The organism is Paracoccus sp. TOH (assembly GCF_030388245.1).
In the GTDB taxonomy this organism is placed as follows: domain Bacteria; phylum Pseudomonadota; class Alphaproteobacteria; order Rhodobacterales; family Rhodobacteraceae; genus Paracoccus; species Paracoccus simplex.
In genome coordinates, this window is record NZ_CP098362.1 from 620,357 (window position 1) to 637,704 (window position 17,348).

Below are 17,348 nucleotides of genomic sequence, written 5' to 3' on the forward strand. Positions count from 1 at the left end.
GCGCCGCCGCGCATTGGCCAGGCGGTTCATCTGCGCCCGCCGGCGCAACATTCGCAGCATCTGGGTCATCCGGCCCCTCCGGGCGCGATGATGCCGCCGCGCGCCCGCCGGGTCGGACCCTCAGCACACCGGCCCGGCCGGATCGTGGCCCAGACTGCGGCGGATCTCGGCCAGGAACAGTTGCAACGCCGGGGCCGGGTCGCGGTGGTGATAGACGATATAGACCTCGGAAACCGGCGGGTCGGGGCGGAGCGGCAGAAAGGTCAGCGGCCCGGCCGTCAGCTTGGCGATGCCCGCCGGCACGATGCTGACCCCGAAGCCCGCCACGATCAGGCTGGGGATCGACTGCGCGTCCACCACCTGCTGCGAGACCCGCGGCCGATAGCCCGAGGCGACGATGCAGGCCATGACATAGGCGGCGAAATCCGAACTGTCCGGGCGCAGCACCACGTGCTGATCCTCGCGCAGGTCGTCGATCGAGACGCAGGTGCGCCCGGCCAGCCGGTGATCGCTGCGCACCAGCGCCACCATCTCCTCGCGCCAGCCGTATTCATGGGCCAGTTCCGCGTCGCGCGGCACCGAGCGGTTGAAGCTGACATCCGTGCGCCGGCTCAGCACTTCGGTCAGCTGCGCGGCCGGGGTCTGTTCGTGGACGCGCAGGGTGATTCGCGGGTGCAGCCGGGCGAAACGCGCCAGAAGCTCGGCAAGGCCGCCGCGCAGGATCGAGCCGGTGGCGCCGATTTCCAGCAGACCGTCCTGGCCCTGCTGGATTTCGCGGATCTCGTGCAGGCTGCGTTCATACTGGTCGAGCATGTTGCGCGCCCGCGGCAGGAACAGCGTCCCCGCCCGGGTCAGCGCCACCCTGCGGCTGGTGCGGCTGATGAGCTCGGCGCCGACCTCGCGCTCAAGTGTCTGGATTTGCGTGCTCAGCGGCGGCTGCGACATGTTCAGCCGCCGGGCGGCGCGGGTGAAGTTCAGCTCCTCGGCCAGGACGACGAAGCAGCGAAGCTGGCGCATTCTCATAGCATCACCGTATAGGTCAGCGGCAAATCAATATTAGACACCGATATGCCATTGGCAACAATCTTCGGCATGAAGGGCCAGCCGCGACCGCGCGCCGCCGATGCGGGAGGAGACGCATCGCCAGACCGCCAGGCCGCGACCCGGCCCTTCCGTCACAGGGAGGAACGGAAAACACATGCCGAATTGGTCCAGGTCCTTGTTTGGACAGGTTTGCGTCGCGCTGGTGCTGGGGGTGATCGCCGGCTTCTTCGCGCCCGAATTCGCCGCCAAGATGAAACCGCTGGGGGACGGGTTCATCAAGCTGATCAAGATGCTGATCCCCGTCATCGTGTTCTGCGTCGTGGTGCATGGCATCGCCGGCGCGGGCGACCTGAAAAAGGTCGGCAAGGTCGGCATCCGCGCCATCATCTATTTCGAGATCATCACCACCATCGCCCTGGCGCTTGGCATCGCCATCGCCTATCTGTTCGGGCCCGGCCACGGCATGAACATCGACGTGAGCCAGCTCGACGCCTCGGCATTGTCGGCCTATGTCGACCGCGCGCATGAGGTCAGCAGCGGCGGCACCGTCGAGTTCCTGATGAAGCTGATCCCGACCACGATGATCAGCGGCTTCGCCCAGGGCGACGTGCTGCAGGTGCTGCTGGTCGCGATCCTGTTCGGCTGCGCCCTGTCGCTGGTGGGCGAGCGCGGCAAGCCGCTGCTGCACATGATCGAGCTGACGGGGGACGTCACCTTCAAGATCATGGGCTTCATCGTCCGGCTGGCGCCGCTGGGTGTCTTTGGCGCCATCGCCTTCACCGTCGGGCAATACGGCATCGGCTCGCTGGCGCAGCTGGGCTCGCTGGTCGCGTTGTTCTACGTCACCATCGCCATCTTCGTCTTCGTGGTGCTGGGCTTCGTGATGCGGCTGGCCGGCTTCAGCATCTTCAAGCTGCTGCGCTACCTGCGCACCGAGATCAGCATCGTCGCCGGCACCGCCTCGAGCGATTCGGTGCTGCCGCAGACCATGCGCAAGCTCGAACATCTGGGCATCAAGGACTCGACCGTGGGCCTGGTGGTGCCGACGGGCTATTCCTTCAATCTCGACGCCTTCTCGATCTATCTGACGCTGGCGGCGGTGTTCATCGCCCAGGCGACCAACACGCCGCTGTCCACCATGGACCTGCTGGCCATCCTGGGCGTGGCGCTGGTGACGTCCAAGGGCGCGCATGGGGTGCCGGGCTCGGCCATCGTGATCCTGGCCGCAACGCTGGCCGCGATCCCGGCCATTCCCGCCATCGGCCTGGTGCTGGTGCTGTCGGTGGACTGGTTCATGGGCATCGCCCGGGCGCTGGGGAACTACCTGGGCAATTGCGTCGCCACCGTGGTCGTCGCCTCCTGGGTGGGGGACATCGACCGCGACCGCGCCCGGCGCATCCTTGACGGCGAGGACATGCCGGCGCTGGACGTGCTGCAGCAGGACGCCCCGCTGTCGCAGCCCCAGCACGGCTGACGAAGTCGCCTCGCGGGTCCGGCCGGTTCTGCGCGACAGCGCCGGCCGGCCCCGCCGAGAAGACGGCCTGCGCCTTCCCTCCCGGTGGCGCAGGTCTTTTCGCGTCAGGGCAGCCCGGCCGCGAAGCCTTCGTCGGTCAGGATGCCGATCAGCGCCTGCACCGCCCGCGTGCGATAGCGCCGCGGATTGGTCAGCAGCGAGAAGGGCCGCTCGGCCCCGTCCAGCGGCAGGGTGCGGATCCAGCCCGAGGCGGCCGGCCGCGCCACCGCGCGCTGCGACAGCGCCGCCAAGCACTGGCTGGCGGCCACGGCGCCCAGCACCGCCTCGTTCGAGGGCAATTCCAGCGCCACCGGCAGCGCGGCCACGGAAAGCCCCTGCCCGCCCAGCCAGGCCTCGAATTCCGAGCGCGTGCCCGAGCCCGGCTCGCGCAACACCCAGCTTTGCGCGGCCAGCGCGGCCGGCGGCGGCGCGTCGCGCCCGACCCAGGGATGCCCGGCGCCCATGACCAGCACCAGCCGGTCGCGCGCCACCACCTGCCGGTGCAGCTCGCCATGCGCCACCGCCCCCTCGACGAGCCCCAGATCGGCGCCGCCCTCCTGCACCGCATCGGCGACCTGGGTGGTGTTGCTGACCGTCAGGCGCAGTTCGATCCCCGGATGCATCTCGCGCAGCGCCACCAGCCGCGGCGGCAGCCAGTAGCTGGCGACGGTCTGGCTGGCATGGACCCGCAAGCGCCCGCGCGGCTCGCGCGCCAGATCCTCCAGCACCATCTCGGCGGTCTCGGCGCGGTCCAGCACGGCGCGGGCCTCGGCCATGAAGGCCTCGCCCGTCTCGGTCAGCACGATGCGCCGCCCCACCCGGTCGAAGAACCGCACGCGATGCCGCGCCTCGAGCGCCGAGACAGCGGCGCTGACCGCCGATTGCGTCAGGTTCAACGCCTCGGCCGCGCGGGTGACATGCTGGCGTTCGGCCACGGCCAGGAAGATGCGGAGCTGTTCCAGGGTCATGCGCCATTCATAAGAAAAATCGAACGATATGGCAAATACAATGCGATGGATTGAACGTCACATCAGGATCATGTTCCGCATCACAGACAAAGGAGCGAAACCATGTCCTCGACCGATCAGGGTCAGCAAAATTCCCCTGCCATCACCGGCTGGCTGGGCGCCATCCTGCCGGGGCTGGGACTGACTTTCGCCATCGCCGTGGCGGCGACGGCGGTGCAGCGGGTCTCGGGCATCCCGGCGCTCAGCCCGCTGGTGGTGGCGATGGTGCTGGGCATGATGCTGCGCAACCTGCTGGGCACGCCCGCAGCGGCGCGACCGGGCATCGCCTTTTCGCTGCGCCGGGTGCTGCGCTTTGCCATCGTGCTGCTGGGCTTCCAACTGACGCTGGAACAGCTGCGCGCGGTCGGCCTGCCGGGGCTGGCGGTGATCTCGATGACGCTGGCCGCCACCTTCGTCTTTACCAAATGGGCCGGGCGGGCGCTGGGGGTCGAGGCGCGGCTGGCCGAGCTGATCGCGGCCGGCACCTCGGTCTGCGGCGCCTCGGCGGTGATCGCCACCAACACCGTCACCCGCGGCTCGGACGAGGACGTGGCCTATGCCATCGCCTGCGTGACGGTCTTCGGTTCGCTCTCGATGCTGGCCATGCCGGTGCTGGGCGAAATGCTGGCGATGGGCCCGGCGCATTACGGCATCTGGGTCGGCGCGACCGTGCACGAGGTGGCGCAGGTGGTCGGCACCGGTTTCCAGCACGGCGCCGAGGCCGGGCAGGCCGCCACCGTCGCCAAGCTCAGCCGGGTCATCATGCTGGCGCCGCTGATCCTGGGGCTGGGCGCGCTGGCCCGGCGGCGCGGCGGCGAGGCGCATGGCGCGGCGCCGACCCCCTGGTTCGTGCTGGGCTTCGTCGCGGTCGTGCTGCTGAACAGCGCCCTGCCGTTGCCCGAAGCGTTGCAGGCCGAGGTCGTCCGCCTGACCGCCTTCCTGCTGACCATGGCGCTGGCCGCGATGGGGCTGGAGACCGACATCCGCAAGCTGCGCGCCAAGGGCATCCGGCCGCTGGCGCTTGGCGCGCTGGCCTGGCTGTTCATCTCGACCCTGGGCCTCGGGCTGGTGACGCTGATCTGAGTCTTCGGCATTGAGCGGCCCGGCCGCGATGCCTAGATTGGGCGCGATCCTTCGAGGGACCGCGCCCATGGCCTTGCAGCCCGCCGACACCCGCCCGCTGACCCGGCGCGAGACCGAGGTCCGCCGCTTCGTCCGCGCCCGCTATGGTCTGCGCGGCACGCTGGCGCTGCATCGCCATGCCCTTGGCCCCGACCTGCTGCGCGCACCGGTCAACGTCATGCTGTCGCCGCTGTTCCTGCTGGTGCGGCTGGTCGCGCCGCTGTTGCGGCGCATCGGGCTGGTCCGGGCCGGCGACTGGCTGGCGCGCCGGCAGATCTTCCTGACCTCCGACGTGGCGCAGCGGATCGAGGCGGATCTGGCCGGCTTCATCGACGACCTGGCGGAACAGGACCTGGCCCCCAGGGCGCCGCCCGAGACCGTGGCCCGCGCCGTCTCGGACTATGCCGAGACCCGCAACGCGGTCTCCGAGATCACCACCTCACTGCTGGTTCTGCTTTCGGGGCTTCTGCTGTTCCACCGCGCCACGCCCGGGGTGATCTCGCTGGCCGGGCCGATCGCGCAGCTGCGGGCGCAGACGCAGGCGGTCGAGGATTTCGCGCTGGGAAGCTGGGCCGGGCGCATGTGGTATGGCGCCTTCCCGCGCGAGCTGTCCACCGTCGAGGTGGTGCTGACCGGCGTGGTTCTGGCCATGCTCGCCTCGGTCCTGACCACCTTTGCCGGGCTGGTCGCCGATCCGGTGCAGACGATGACCGGCACCCATCGCCGCCGCATCATGCGGCTGCTGCAGCGGCTGGACCGCGCCGGCACCGCGCCGGCACTGGAGCGCGAGCATCTTCTGGCGCGGCTGGGCGACCTGTCGGATGCGGCGATCAGCCTGTGGCGCAGCTTCCGGGGCTAGGTCTTGCAGATCGAATTGCCGCCGCCATCCGCCAGCATGGCGCTGCCGGCCACAAAGCTGGCGTGATCCGCCAGCCCGGACCAGCGCCCGGGCATGCCTGGCGCGGTGCCCGCGCCGGCCAGCATCCCGGCCGCGCCGCCCGCCGCCACGATCCGCGCGACGCGATCCCGCAACCGTTTCTCGCGCCGGGCAGCAAGGCCCAGCCGCGGCCCTGACGCGCTGGAGGCTCCGGCGTCGATGATGGTCTTGTCTTGCAGCGGCATAGGTCGTCCCTGCCGGCGATCGGCCCGGAATCCGGCGGGACAATCTCCGCCCGGAGCCCCGTTTCTTGCCGCCGAAACCCCAGGCCGGGAATCCGGTCTCTACCAGATATTTGGGGATACTTCGCCTTTCCCACTAGATATGGATTGACCGGCCGTTCCGGCCATGGCTTATTGGCGGGGTCATGGTCAACCCGGAGCGATCCGGGGACGAAGAGGGAAGCCGGTGCGAATCCGGCACTGCCCCCGCAGCTGTAAGCGGAGAGCGACGTTGGAGCACCACTGGGCAACCGGGAAGGCCAGCCGAGCCGAGACCTGCGAGTCAGAAGACCTGCCATGACGCGACAGGACGAAACCGCGCGGCGGGCGCGGGCCGGACCGGTTCGGAGGGGCGCTGCCTTCGGCCGCGGCCTGCCTTTGCCGCGACCATGAAGGAGCAGAGGCATGACCATCACCGTTTATTCCAAGCCCGCCTGCGTGCAATGCACCGCCACCACCCGCGCCCTGGACGCGCGCGGCCTGGATTATCACCTGGTCGACCTGACCGAGGATGACGCGGCGATGGAACTGGTCACTTCGCTGGGTTATCGTCAGGCGCCGGTCGTCGTCGCCGGCGAGGCGCATTGGGCCGGTTTCCGCCCCGACATGATCGGCCGGCTGTCGTAAGGACCGTGGACGGGTCCGGGGTCAGGCTGGTCTATTATTCCTCGGCCTCGGGGAACACGGCGCGTTTCGTGGCGCGGCTCGGCTGGTCGGCCGGGCGCATCCCGCTCTCGCCCCGCGACGCGATGCCGGCGCCCGTCCTGCCCTATGTGCTGATCTGCCCGACCTATGCCGACGGTACGGGTCGGGGCGCGGTGCCGAAACAGGTGATCCGCTTTCTCAACGACCCGGGCAGCCGGGGGTTGCTGCGCGGCGTCATCGCCGCCGGCAACCGGAATTTCGGCGCCACCTATGCCTTGGCCGGTCGGGTGATTTCTGACAAGTGCAACGTTCCCGTGCTGTATCGATTCGAGCTGGCGGGGACTGATCTGGACATTTCCCGCGTTCGGGCGGGGCTGCATGAATTCTGGGGGACGGAATGCTTGACGATGGCGTAAAGGCCGAGCTGGACTATCACGCGCTGAACGCGATGCTGAACCTTTACGACGGCGAGGGGAAGATCCGCTTCGACGCCGACCGCAAGGCCGCGCGGCAGTATTTCCTGCAGCACGTCAATCAGAACACCGTCTTCTTCCACAACCTCGACGAGAAGCTGCGCTATCTGGTCGACGAGGGCTATTACGAGCCCGAGGTGCTGGACCAGTATTCCAAGAACTTTCAGCGCGCGATCTGGGATGCCGCCTATCAGAAGAAGTTCCGTTTCCCGACCTTCCTGGGCGCGTTCAAATATTACACCAGCTACACGCTGAAGACCCGCGACGGCCAGCGCTACCTGGAACGCTACGAGGACCGCGTGGTCATGGTCGCCCTGACACTGGCGCGCGGCGACGAGGGCCTCGCCATGCGGTTCATGGATGAAATGCTCTCCGGCCGTTTCCAGCCGGCGACGCCCACGTTCCTCAATGCCGGCAAGAAATCGCGCGGCGAGCTGATCTCGTGCTTCCTGCTGCGGCTTGAAGACAACATGGAGAGTATCGGCCGCTCGATCAACTCGGCGCTGCAGCTGTCGAAACGCGGCGGCGGCGTGGCGCTGATGCTGACCAACCTGCGCGAGGCCGGGGCGCCGATCAAGGGCATCGAGAACCAGTCCTCGGGCGTCATCCCGGTGATGAAGCTCCTAGAGGATTCGTTCAGCTATGCCAACCAGCTGGGCGCGCGGCAGGGCGCCGGCGCCGTCTATCTGAACGCGCATCACCCCGACATCCTGCGCTTCCTGGACACCAAGCGCGAGAATGCCGACGAGAAGATCCGCATCAAGACGCTGAGCCTGGGCGTGGTGATCCCCGACGTGACCTTCGAACTGGCCAAGAAGAACGCCGACATGTACCTGTTTTCGCCCCACGACGTCGAGCGGGTCTATGGCATGCCCTTCTCGGAAATTTCGGTCACCGAGAAATATGCCGAGATGGTCGACGACAAACGCATCAGGAAGAAGAAGATCAACGCGCGAGAGTTCTTCCAGACCATCGCCGAGATCCAGTTCGAAAGCGGCTATCCCTATATCATGTTCGAGGACACGGTGAACCGCGCCAATCCCGTGCATGGCCGCATCAGCATGTCGAACCTGTGCAGCGAGATCCTGCAGGTGAACGAGGCGAGCGCGTTCAACGAGGATCTGAGCTATGCCCACTTGGGCACTGATATTTCGTGCAATCTCGGCTCGCTGAACATCGCCGCGACCATGGACGGGCCGGATTTCGGCGCCACGGTCGAGGCGGCGATCCGGGCGCTGACCGCGGTGTCGGAAATGTCCTCGATCGACTCGGTCCCCTCGATCCGCCGCGGCAATGACGAGGCGCATGCCGTCGGTCTTGGCCAGATGAACCTGCACGGCTTCCTTGCCCGCGAGCGCATTCATTACGGCAGCCCCGAGGGTGTCGAGTTCACCAGCGTTTATTTCGCCGCCGTCGCCTATCACGCCATCCGGGCCTCGAACCTGCTGGCGCAGGAAAAGGGCCGGACCTTCAAAGATTTCGAGAAGTCGAACTATGCCGACGGCTCGTTCTTCGACACATATACCGAGCGCGACTGGCTGCCGGTTTCGGCCGATGTCGTGCGGGTGTTCGAGGGCATCACCCTGCCCACGCGTGAGGATTGGACGGCGCTGAAGCAATCGGTGATGCAGCACGGGCTTTACAACCGCAATCTGCAGGCGGTGCCGCCCACCGGCTCGATCAGCTATATCAACAACTCGACCAGCTCGATCCACCCGATCGTGGCCAAGATCGAGATCCGCAAGGAAGGCAAGATCGGCCGGGTCTATTATCCCGCCGCCTTCATGTCGAACGAGAACATCGACTATTACCGCGACGCCTACGAGATCGGCCCCGAGGCGATCATCGACACCTATGCCGCCGCGACCGAACATGTCGACCAGGGCCTGTCGCTGACGCTGTTCTTCCCGGCCGAGGCGACGACGCGCGACATCAACCGCGCCCAGATCTACGCCTGGAAAAAGGGCATCAAGACGATCTATTACATCCGGCTGCGCCAGACCGCGCTGGAAGGCACCGAGGTGCAGGGCTGCGTGTCCTGCACGCTGTGACGGCCTTGGCGGTGGGGGCTGTCCGCCCCCACGCCCCCGAGGGTATTTGAGAAACGATGAAAAGGGGTTCTTCGGATGAAGGATCAGGCCATGCGCACGCCCCTGCGGGCGATCAACTGGAACCGGCTGGAGGACGAGAAGGATCTGGAGGTCTGGAACCGGCTGACCGTCAACTTCTGGCTGCCCGAAAAGGTGCCGCTGTCGAATGACGTGCAGAGCTGGGCGACGCTGCGGCCGGCCGAGCGCGCGCTGACCATCCGGGTGTTCACCGGGCTGACGCTTCTGGACACGATCCAGAACACCGTCGGCGCGCCCTCGATGATGCCCGATGCGCTGACCCCGCATGAGGAGGCGGTGCTGTCGAACATCAGCTTCATGGAGGCGGTCCATGCGCGGTCCTACAGCTCGATCTTCTCGACGCTGTGCCTGACCAAGGAGGTCGACGAGGCCTTCCGCTGGGCCGAGGAGAACCCGCATCTGCAGGCCAAGGCCCGGACCATCGTCGAGAAATACCAGGCCGGCAGCGATCCCTTGAAGCGCAAGATCGCCTCGGTCTTTCTGGAGAGCTTCCTGTTCTATTCCGGCTTCTACCTGCCGATGTACTGGTCGAGCCGCGCCAAGCTGACCAATACCGCCGACCTGATCCGGCTGATCATCCGCGACGAGGCGGTGCATGGCTATTACATCGGCTACAAGTACCAGCGCGGGCTGGAGAAGCTGAGCGCCGAAAAGCAGCAGGAGCTGAAGGATTTCGCCTTTTCGCTGATCTTCGATCTCTATGACATCGAGGCGAAATACACCGCCGAGCTTTACGACGATATCGGCCTGACCGAGGACGTGAAGGCCTTCCTGCATTACAATGCCAACAAGGCGCTGCAGAACCTGGGCTACGAGGCGCTGTTCCCGCCCGCCGCCTGCGAGGTCAATCCGGCGATCATGGCGGCGCTGTCGCCCGACAGCGAAAACCACGACTTTTTCAGCGGTTCGGGATCGTCCTATGTCATCGGCAAGGCGGTCGCGACCGAGGACGAGGACTGGAACTTCTGACGCCTCAACCCAGGCCGGCGGCCCGGCTCTGGTCGTCCAGTGCCGCGACGGTCCGGACGGTCAGCGCTTGCGGCGGCGGCGGTTCCAGATCGCCCCAGCCGCGCTCCAACGCCGCCTCGGGGCCAAAAACCGAGGCGCGGGGGATGCTTTCCAGTTCCTGCCAGGTCACCGGGCAGGCCACCGGCGCCCCCGGCCGGGCGCGGATCGAGAAGGGCGCGATGGCGGTGGCGCCGCGTTCGTTCCGCAGCCAGTCGATGAAGATCCGGCCGCTGCGCCCGGCCTTGGCCATGCCGGCGGTGAAACGCTCGGGTTGCCGCCCGGCGGCCAGTACCGCCACACCGCGGGCGAAGTGCTTCAGCCGGTCCCAGCCCAGGATGCGGCGCAGCGGCACCACCAGGTGGATGCCCTTGCCGCCGGTCAGCAGCGGCCACGCGGCCAGCCCCAGATCCGCGAGCAGGTCGCGCAGGTCCAGCGCCGCACCGCGCACCGCGGCGAAGTCCAGCGCCTCGTCGGGATCGAAGTCCAGCACCAGCCGGTCGGGCCGGTCCAGCCGATCGCGATGCGCCGCCCAGAGGTGGAACTCGACGCTGCCCATCTGCACCGCGCCGACGATGCCGGCGGCGTCGGTGACATAGGCATAGGGCGCCGCGGCGCCGTCGCTTTCGGTGATCTCGACCGTCTTCACCGCCTTGGGGAAGCCCTTGCCGGGGTGTTTCTGGAAGAATCGCTCGCCGGCCATGCCCTCGGGCAGGCGCAGAAGCGACAGGGGGCGGTCGGCCATCTCGCGCAACATCGGTCCGGCCACCGCCTGATAGTAACGCGCCAGATCCGCCTTGGTCAGGCGCGGCTGATCGAAGATCACCCGCTTGCCGCTGCTGACGGGGATTCCGGCGATCCGGATCGCATCCTGGGTCATGCTTCCCTCCTGGCGGGTCAACGCCGCCGGGCCGGGTCGGTTCACCGCTCAGTCGTCGAGGCGCGGCAGGAAGCCGCCTTGCTGGGCCAGGATATGGTCATGCACGCGCTGCCCGGCCGGGGACAGCACCATGTCTTCGCGCTTGAGCAGGAACCAGCTGCGCTGGATCGGCAGGCCGATGGCCCTGATCGCCACCAGCCGCCCCGAGCGCAGTTCCTCGGTCACGGTATGCTGCGAGATCAGCGCGATGCCGAGCCCGGCGATCACCGCCTGCTTGATGGTTTCGTTGGTGCCCATCTCGACCATGCGCCAGGGCGTGCCGTCGCCGATGCGGTCCAGGAAGCGCGTCATCAGGATCCGGGTGCCCGAGCCCGGCTCGCGCGCCAGAAAGGTCTCGGCCAGCAGGTCCTGGGGCATGACCGGGTCGGCCGAGACCAGCGGATGATCTGGCGGCGCCACGATGATATGCGGATGCGGGCCGACCGGCTCGGCCTGCACGGCCGGGTTGCGCGGCGGCCGGCCCATGATCGCCAGGTCCAGGGCCCGCGACTGCAGCCACTGGATCACGCTGTCGCGGTTGCCGATGCGCAGCGTCACCTCGACCTCGGGCAGCGCCCGGCGCAGCGCGGCCACCAGTCGCGGGGCAAAATATTTCCCGGTCGAGACCACCCCCAGCGAGACATTGCCGACATGGCCGCTTTTCAGCGCCGCCACGCGGCGGGCGCAGCCTTCCAGCGCCACGGCGATCTGCGCCTCGGCCGCCAGCACCGCCCGACCCTCGTCGGTGGCCAGGAACACGCCATGCTCGCCGCGCATGACCAGCGGCGCCGCCATCAGTTCCTCGAGCGCGCGCAACTGGCCATGCACCGCCGGCGGACTGAGGCGAAGGTCGGCGGCGGCCGCGGTCAGCGAACCGTTCTCGACCACGGCGCGCAGGGCGCGCAATTGGCGCAGGGTGATGGCATCGACCCGGGTCATTCGGAATTTCCGAAACTGGTTTCTGGATTATTAAATGTTCCTTAAAGCCCAGCCATGTCAACAACGCACCGGGGACATGGACCAGGGAGAGGGGGGACGATGACCGCCGACAGGATCGACACCGGACGGATTCCGTCCGGATTGCACCCGGTGATGCAGGCGCTGGCGGAGGCGGGGGCCGCGTTGGCCCAGCTGATCCGGGGCGGCGGCGATCTGGGCGCACCGGTCGGCACCAATGCGGATGGCGACGGGCAGAAGGCGCTGGACGTGCTGGCGTACGACCTGTTCCGCAGCGCGCTGGCCGGGGCCGGCGTGCGCTGGTTCGCGTCCGAGGAGCAGGAGCAGGCCTTGCCGCTGGACCCGCAGGGCGCGCTGGCCGTTGCCCTGGACCCGCTGGACGGCTCGTCGAACATCGACACCAACCTGTCGATCGGCTCGATCTTTTCGATCTACCCGGCCGAGGCGACGGCCGAGGCCAGCTTCCTGCGCCCGGCCCGCCAGCAGATCGGCGCCGGCTACATCATCTATGGCCCGCGCTGCGCCATGATGGTCAGCTTCGGCGACGGCGTGCAGCATTACGCCCTGGACCCGGACAGCGGCCGCTTCCGGCTGGTGGACGACCGGCTGTCCATGCCGGACTGCTCGTTCGAATTCGCCATCAACGCCTCGAACTATCGGCATTGGCCACGTCCGGTCCGGGCCTATATCGACGATTGCCTGGCCGGAATCGACGGCCCGCGCGAGCGCAATTTCAACATGCGCTGGCTCGCCTCGCTGGTGGCCGAGGCGCATCGCATCCTGATGCGCGGCGGCGTGTTCCTGTATCCCGCCGATGCCCGCAAGGGCTATGAGCGGGGCCGGCTGCGGCTGCTTTACGAATGCGCGCCCATCGCCTTCCTGGTCGAGCAGGCCGGCGGCCGGGCCACCGACACCGCCGAGCCGATCCTGGATCTTGTCACCACCGCGCTGCACCAGCGCACGCCCTTCGTCTTCGGCTCGGCCGAGAAGGTCGCGCGCATCGCCGCCTATCACGATCTGCCCGAACCCGAGATCTCGGCGCTGTTCGGCAATCGCGGCCTGTTCCGGGCCTGAAACGGAAACCGAGGGACCACCATGAGCAAGAAACATCCGATCATTTCCGTCACCGGCTCGTCGGGCGCTGGCACCACCACGATCAAGAACACCTTCGACCAGATCTTTCGCCGCGAGAGGATCACCGCCGTCAGCATCGAGGGCGACGCGTTTCACCGCTACGACCGCGCCGCGATGAAGGCCGAGCTGGCCCGGCGGACAGCGGCCGGCGACCACACCTTCAGCCATTTCAGCATCGAGGCCAATGAGCTGGCCAAGCTGGAACAGGTGTTCCGCAGCTATGGCGAGACCGGCACCGGCAGGACCCGACACTATGTCCACGACGACCGCGAATCCGAGCGTTACGGCGTGCCGCCCGGCCATTTCACCGAATGGTCGGAATTCGAGCCGGGCTCGGACCTGCTGTTCTACGAGGGGCTGCATGGCGCGGTCAGGACCGCCGATATCGACATCGCCGGCCAGGCAGACCTGAAGATCGGCGTGGTGCCGGTCATCAACCTGGAATGGATCCAGAAGATCCATCGCGACCAGGCCAGCCGCGGCTATTCGACCGAGGCGATCACCGACGTGATCCTGCGCCGGATGCACGCCTATGTGCATGTGATCTGCCCGCAATTCACCCAGACCGACATCAACTTCCAGCGCGTGCCGGTGGTCGATACCTCGAACCCGCTCATCGCCCGCTGGATTCCCACGCCGGACGAAAGCCTGGTCGTGATCCGCTTCAAGAACCCGCGCGGCATCGATTTCCCCTATCTGACCTCGATGATCCAGGGGTCGTGGATGAGCCGCGCCAATTCCATCGTCATTCCGGGCCCCAAGATGGACCTCGCCATGCAGCTGATCTTCACGCCGATGGTCACGCGCATGGTCAGCCAGTCGAAACGCGTCTGAAGAGGGGATCGCGCCAATGAACCAGATGGCCAGGATCGACACCGCGATGGAGGCGCAGATGGCCAATGCCATCCGCGCGCTGGCCATGGACGCGGTCGAGACGGCGAAATCCGGTCATCCCGGCGCCCCCATGGGCATGGCCGACGTGGCGGCGGTGCTGTTCAACCGCTTCATGACGCTGGACCCGGCGGATGCGGCATGGCCCGACCGCGACCGTTTCGTGATGTCGGCCGGCCATGGCTCGATGCTGGTCTATGCCATCAACCACATGCTCGGCTATGACGTCATGGACAGGGGCCAGTTGCGGAATTTCCGCCAGCCGGGCGCCCGCACCGCCGGCCACCCCGAATGCGGCCACGCCAAGGGCATCGCCACCGCCGTCGGCATGGCGCTGGCCGAGCGGATGATGAACGCCCGCTTCGGCGACGATCTGGTCGCGCACTGGACCTATGTCCTCTGCAACGACGGCTGCCTGATGAAGGGCATCGGACAAGAGGCCATCGACCTCGCCGGCCATCAGCGGTTGGGACGGCTGATCGTCCTGTGGGACGACAACCGCATCACCATCGACAGCCATACCGACCTGTGCATCTCGACCGACCAGCCGGCGCGCCTTGCCGGCGCGGGCTGGCATGTGCAGGCGGTGGACGGCCATGACCGCGAGGCGGTGGCCGCCGCCATCGAGGCCGCGCGCGAGGACGAGCGCCCCTCGCTCATCGCCTGCAGGACGGTGATCGGCTGCGGCGCGCCGAACACGCAGGGCAGCCACGACGTGCATGGCGCGCCGCCGGATGCCGCCGAGATCGCGGCGGCCCGCGCGCCTCTGGGCAGGCCGCACGAACCCTTCGACATCCCGCAAGACCTTCTGGACTCCTGGCGCCCTGTCTCCGCGCGAGGGGTGGCGGCGCGGTCGGCCTGGCAGGAACGGCTTGATCTATCCCCTCTCAAGCCCGCTTTCTCTGCCATGCTGGCCGCGCCCGATGCTGCGGCGCGGCGCCGTGCCATCCGGGACCATGTCGCGAAGCTCGTCGCCGGCCGGCCCAAGGTCGCGGCCCGCAAGGCGTCGGAAATGGCGCTGGAGGTGGCGAACGCCACGGTGCCGAACACGGTGGCCGGCTCGGCCGACCTGACCGGCCCAACCAACAGCCGCAGCACGGGCATGGCGGCGATCGTGAAAGGCATCGCCCCGCATGGCGGGCTGATCCCCTATGGCGGCACCTTTCCGGCCTTCAGCGACTATTCCCGACCGGCGATCCAGCCGGGCACGCTGACGGGGGTGCCGGGGGTGCATGTCGTGCCCCATGACAGCATCGGCCTGGGCGACCGTTTCGAGCGTTTCGGCACCGCCGGCCATGCCAGCACGATCAAGGTCGTCCCGATGGACGAGATGGCCAACCGCTATGCGTCGGGGGCTTTGGACCCGGCGATCACCGGCGCGCAAGCCGCCTGAGAGGAGGAAGCCCGATGAACGAATTGAGCAAGTCCGAGATCACCGACAAGAAGAAGCGCTATGCCGCCGGCGTGCTGAAATACGCCCAGATGGGCTATTGGGACGGCGATTACCAGCCCAAGGACACCGATGTGCTGGCGCTGTTCCGTATCACCCCGCAGGACGGCGTGGACCCCATCGAGGCGGCGGCGGCCGTGGCCGGCGAAAGCTCGACCGCGACCTGGACCGTGGTCTGGACCGACCGGCTGACCGCCTGCGACCAGTATCGCGCCAAGGCCTACAAGGTCGAGCCGGTCCCGGGGCAGCCGGGCCAGTATTTCTGCTACGTCGCCTATGACCTGATCCTGTTCGAGGAAGGCTCGATCGCCAACGTCACCGCCTCGATCATCGGCAACGTGTTCTCCTTCAAGCCGCTGCTGGCCGCCCGGCTCGAGGACATGCGGTTCCCGGTCGCCTATATGAAGACCTTTGCCGGCCCCCCCACCGGCATCGTGGTCGAGCGCGAGCGGCTGGACAAGTTCGGCCGCCCGCTGCTCGGCGCCACCACCAAGCCCAAGCTGGGGCTGTCGGGCAAGAATTACGGCCGCGTGGTCTATGAGGGGCTGAAGGGCGGGCTCGACTTCATGAAGGATGACGAGAACATCAACTCGCAACCCTTCATGCATTGGCGCGACCGCTTCCTTTATTGCATGGAGGCGGTGAACAAGGCCACCGCCGTCACCGGCGAGGTCAAGGGCCATTACCTGAACATCACCGCCGGCACCATGGAGGAGATGTATCGCCGCGCCGAACTGGCCAAGGAACTGGGCTCGGTCATCGTCATGGTGGACCTGATCGTCGGCTGGACGGCGATCCAGTCGATCTCGAACTGGTGCCGGCAGAACGACATGATCCTGCACATGCACCGCGCCGGGCACGGCACCTATACCCGGCAGAAGAACCACGGCATCAGCTTCCGCGTCATCGCCAAATGGCTGCGCATGGCCGGCGTCGACCACCTGCATTGCGGCACCGCCGTCGGCAAGCTGGAGGGCGATCCGCTGACCGTGCAGGGCTATTACAACGTCTGCCGCGAGATGGTGAATGCGGTCGACCTGCCGCGCGGCCTGTTCTTCGAACAGGACTGGGGCAATCTCAAGAAGGTGATGCCGGTCGCCTCGGGCGGCATCCATGCCGGGCAGATGCACCAGTTGCTGGACCTGTTCGGCGACGACGTGGTCCTGCAGTTCGGCGGCGGCACCATCGGCCACCCGATGGGCATCCAGGCCGGCGCCACCGCCAACCGCGTGGCGCTGGAGGCCATGGTGCTGGCCCGCAACGAGGGCGTGGACATCAGGGCCGAAGGCCCGGAAGTCCTGCGCAAGGCCGCCAAATGGTGCAAGCCGCTGGAGGCGGCGCTGGATACCTGGGGCAACATCACCTTCAACTATACCTCGACCGACACCTCGGATTTCGTTCCGACCGCGTCCGTCAGCTAAGGGAGAAAGACGATGCGCATCACTCAGGGCTGCTTTTCCTTCCTGCCCGACCTGACGGACGGACAGATCCGCGACCAGGTCGAATATATCCTGTCGCGCGACTGGGCGGTCGGGATCGAGTTCACCGACGAGCCGCATCCCCGCAACACCTACTGGGAGATGTGGGGCAATCCGATGTTCGACCTGAAAGACGCCAAGGGCGTGATGATGGAGCTGGACGCGTGCCGCAAGGCACATGGCGACAGCTATATCCGCATCAACGCCTTCGACAGCACCCGGGGATGGGAGACGGTGATGATGTCCTTCATCGTCAACCGGCCCCAGTCGGAGCCGAGCTTCCGCACCTGGCGGATGGAGGCCGACGGCCGGCATATCCGCTATACGCATGAGCTGGCGAGATAGGCTGCCGGGCCTGACGGCCCGGCGATAGCGGGGGGCTTGCCGCCCCCCGCACCCCCCGGGGGTATTTGGGAAACGGAG

Annotated in this window: 16 protein-coding genes, 1 pseudogene and 1 riboswitch; of the genes and pseudogenes, 12 read left to right on the forward strand and 5 right to left on the reverse strand. The window is 67.4% G+C overall.

The genetic code is table 11. The features are described 5' to 3' along the window. Nucleotides 1–120: 120 nt before the first annotated feature. Entirely contained in the window at nt 121–1,017 is an 897-nt protein-coding gene (locus NBE95_RS20045; protein WP_289896220.1) for a LysR family transcriptional regulator, read from the reverse strand. Between the two features lie 181 nt (nt 1,018–1,198). On the opposite strand from NBE95_RS20045, the gene NBE95_RS20050 reads away from it, so the two are divergent. Then, a complete protein-coding gene (locus NBE95_RS20050; protein ID WP_289896221.1) occupies nt 1,199–2,518 on the forward strand; it encodes a C4-dicarboxylate transporter DctA in 1,320 nt (439 codons plus the stop codon). A 104-nt stretch (nt 2,519–2,622) separates the two neighbouring features. On the opposite strand, the gene NBE95_RS20055 is transcribed toward NBE95_RS20050, so the two are convergent. Continuing rightward, complete coding sequence (locus tag NBE95_RS20055; RefSeq protein ID WP_289896222.1) at nt 2,623–3,525, reverse strand: LysR substrate-binding domain-containing protein; 903 nt, start codon at nt 3,523–3,525, stop codon at nt 2,623–2,625. Nucleotides 3,526–3,627: 102 nt separating this feature from the next. On the opposite strand from NBE95_RS20055, the gene NBE95_RS20060 reads away from it, so the two are divergent. Together NBE95_RS20060 and NBE95_RS20065 are read left to right on the forward strand one after the other, a co-directional pair. After that, the gene (locus tag NBE95_RS20060) at nt 3,628–4,647 is read left to right on the forward strand and encodes a YeiH family protein (protein ID WP_289896223.1); all 1,020 of its coding nucleotides are present in this window, start codon (nt 3,628–3,630) and stop codon (nt 4,645–4,647) included. Nucleotides 4,648–4,714: 67 nt separating this feature from the next. Further along, nucleotides 4,715–5,545: a DUF6635 family protein gene (locus NBE95_RS20065; RefSeq protein ID WP_289896224.1), complete on the forward strand. Its 831-nt coding sequence runs from the start codon at nt 4,715–4,717 to the stop codon at nt 5,543–5,545. Here the strand turns inward: NBE95_RS20065 and NBE95_RS20070 are convergent. Next, complete coding sequence (locus tag NBE95_RS20070) at nt 5,542–5,808, reverse strand: hypothetical protein (protein ID WP_289896225.1); 267 nt, start codon at nt 5,806–5,808, stop codon at nt 5,542–5,544. The two genes, NBE95_RS20065 and NBE95_RS20070, sit on opposite strands and share 4 nt — an antisense overlap. 166 nt (nt 5,809–5,974) lie before the next feature. Beyond that, nucleotides 5,975–6,159, forward strand: a riboswitch (cobalamin riboswitch). A gap of 90 nt (nt 6,160–6,249) precedes the next feature. Between NBE95_RS20070 and nrdH the strand changes: the two genes are divergently transcribed. The 4 genes from nrdH to nrdF all read left to right on the forward strand — a co-directional run bounded on the left by nrdH (nt 6,250) and on the right by nrdF (nt 10,060). Beyond that, the gene (nrdH, locus tag NBE95_RS20075; RefSeq protein ID WP_019352382.1) at nt 6,250–6,471 is read left to right on the forward strand and encodes a glutaredoxin-like protein NrdH; all 222 of its coding nucleotides are present in this window, start codon (nt 6,250–6,252) and stop codon (nt 6,469–6,471) included. A gap of 26 nt (nt 6,472–6,497) precedes the next feature. Then, on the forward strand, nt 6,498–6,905 hold the full coding sequence (gene nrdI / locus NBE95_RS20080) for a class Ib ribonucleoside-diphosphate reductase assembly flavoprotein NrdI (protein ID WP_289896538.1): 408 nt from the start codon (nt 6,498–6,500) through the stop codon (nt 6,903–6,905). Beyond that, a complete protein-coding gene (gene nrdE, locus NBE95_RS20085; protein ID WP_289896226.1) occupies nt 6,887–9,013 on the forward strand; it encodes a class 1b ribonucleoside-diphosphate reductase subunit alpha in 2,127 nt (708 codons plus the stop codon). Before nrdI ends, nrdE begins: the two co-directional genes overlap by 19 nt. A 75-nt stretch (nt 9,014–9,088) precedes the next feature. After that, on the forward strand, nt 9,089–10,060 hold the full coding sequence (nrdF, locus tag NBE95_RS20090) for a class 1b ribonucleoside-diphosphate reductase subunit beta (RefSeq protein WP_289896227.1): 972 nt from the start codon (nt 9,089–9,091) through the stop codon (nt 10,058–10,060). Nucleotides 10,061–10,064: 4 nt separating this feature from the next. Here the strand turns inward: nrdF and ligD are convergent, their stop codons facing one another. Then, nucleotides 10,065–10,976, reverse strand: a complete 912-nt coding sequence (ligD, locus tag NBE95_RS20095; protein ID WP_289896228.1) for a non-homologous end-joining DNA ligase — start codon at nt 10,974–10,976, stop codon at nt 10,065–10,067. Between the two features lie 48 nt (nt 10,977–11,024). Continuing rightward, nucleotides 11,025–11,954 (reverse strand): LysR family regulator CbbR, encoded by a 930-nt coding sequence (gene cbbR / locus NBE95_RS20100; RefSeq protein WP_289896229.1) that lies wholly within the window; start codon nt 11,952–11,954, stop codon nt 11,025–11,027. Between the two features lie 99 nt (nt 11,955–12,053). Between cbbR and NBE95_RS20105 the strand changes: the two genes are divergently transcribed. The 5 genes and pseudogenes from NBE95_RS20105 to NBE95_RS20125 all read left to right on the forward strand — a co-directional run bounded on the left by NBE95_RS20105 (nt 12,054) and on the right by NBE95_RS20125 (nt 17,270). Then, nucleotides 12,054–13,046 carry a class 1 fructose-bisphosphatase gene (locus NBE95_RS20105; RefSeq protein ID WP_289896230.1) on the forward strand — a complete coding sequence of 331 codons (993 nt, stop codon included), beginning with the start codon at nt 12,054–12,056 and terminating at the stop codon, nt 13,044–13,046. 21 nt (nt 13,047–13,067) lie between these two features. Then, on the forward strand, nt 13,068–13,940 hold the full coding sequence (locus tag NBE95_RS20110) for a phosphoribulokinase (RefSeq protein ID WP_289896231.1): 873 nt from the start codon (nt 13,068–13,070) through the stop codon (nt 13,938–13,940). A 16-nt stretch (nt 13,941–13,956) separates the two neighbouring features. After that, nucleotides 13,957–15,264: pseudogene (locus NBE95_RS20115) on the forward strand (1-deoxy-D-xylulose-5-phosphate synthase N-terminal domain-containing protein); the annotation flags it as partial. Nucleotides 15,265–15,404: 140 nt separating this feature from the next. Next, nucleotides 15,405–16,868 carry a form I ribulose bisphosphate carboxylase large subunit gene (locus NBE95_RS20120; protein WP_289896232.1) on the forward strand — a complete coding sequence of 488 codons (1,464 nt, stop codon included), beginning with the start codon at nt 15,405–15,407 and terminating at the stop codon, nt 16,866–16,868. Nucleotides 16,869–16,880: 12 nt separating this feature from the next. Continuing rightward, nucleotides 16,881–17,270 carry a ribulose bisphosphate carboxylase small subunit gene (locus NBE95_RS20125; protein ID WP_289896233.1) on the forward strand — a complete coding sequence of 130 codons (390 nt, stop codon included), beginning with the start codon at nt 16,881–16,883 and terminating at the stop codon, nt 17,268–17,270. Nucleotides 17,271–17,348: the final 78 nt, after the last annotated feature.

What these genes read in the sequence shown, in the direction of transcription:
- NBE95_RS20060 (WP_289896223.1), top strand. Translation starts at nt 3,628, where the DNA reads ATGTCCTCGACCGATCAGGGTCAGCAAAATTCCCCTGCCATCACCGGC.
- cbbR (WP_289896229.1), bottom strand. Translation starts at nt 11,954, where the DNA reads ATGACCCGGGTCGATGCCATCACCCTGCGCCAATTGCGCGCCCTGCGC.
- NBE95_RS20050 (WP_289896221.1), top strand. Translation starts at nt 1,199, where the DNA reads ATGCCGAATTGGTCCAGGTCCTTGTTTGGACAGGTTTGCGTCGCGCTG.
- NBE95_RS20055 (WP_289896222.1), bottom strand. Translation starts at nt 3,525, where the DNA reads ATGACCCTGGAACAGCTCCGCATCTTCCTGGCCGTGGCCGAACGCCAG.
- NBE95_RS20125 (WP_289896233.1), top strand. Translation starts at nt 16,881, where the DNA reads ATGCGCATCACTCAGGGCTGCTTTTCCTTCCTGCCCGACCTGACGGAC.
- NBE95_RS20065 (WP_289896224.1), top strand. Translation starts at nt 4,715, where the DNA reads ATGGCCTTGCAGCCCGCCGACACCCGCCCGCTGACCCGGCGCGAGACC.
- ligD (WP_289896228.1), bottom strand. Translation starts at nt 10,976, where the DNA reads ATGACCCAGGATGCGATCCGGATCGCCGGAATCCCCGTCAGCAGCGGC.
- NBE95_RS20110 (WP_289896231.1), top strand. Translation starts at nt 13,068, where the DNA reads ATGAGCAAGAAACATCCGATCATTTCCGTCACCGGCTCGTCGGGCGCT.
- NBE95_RS20105 (WP_289896230.1), top strand. Translation starts at nt 12,054, where the DNA reads ATGACCGCCGACAGGATCGACACCGGACGGATTCCGTCCGGATTGCAC.
- NBE95_RS20045 (WP_289896220.1), bottom strand. Translation starts at nt 1,017, where the DNA reads ATGCGCCAGCTTCGCTGCTTCGTCGTCCTGGCCGAGGAGCTGAACTTC.
- NBE95_RS20120 (WP_289896232.1), top strand. Translation starts at nt 15,405, where the DNA reads ATGAACGAATTGAGCAAGTCCGAGATCACCGACAAGAAGAAGCGCTAT.
- NBE95_RS20070 (WP_289896225.1), bottom strand. Translation starts at nt 5,808, where the DNA reads ATGCCGCTGCAAGACAAGACCATCATCGACGCCGGAGCCTCCAGCGCG.
- nrdE (WP_289896226.1), top strand. Translation starts at nt 6,887, where the DNA reads ATGCTTGACGATGGCGTAAAGGCCGAGCTGGACTATCACGCGCTGAAC.
- nrdF (WP_289896227.1), top strand. Translation starts at nt 9,089, where the DNA reads ATGAAGGATCAGGCCATGCGCACGCCCCTGCGGGCGATCAACTGGAAC.
- nrdH (WP_019352382.1), top strand. Translation starts at nt 6,250, where the DNA reads ATGACCATCACCGTTTATTCCAAGCCCGCCTGCGTGCAATGCACCGCC.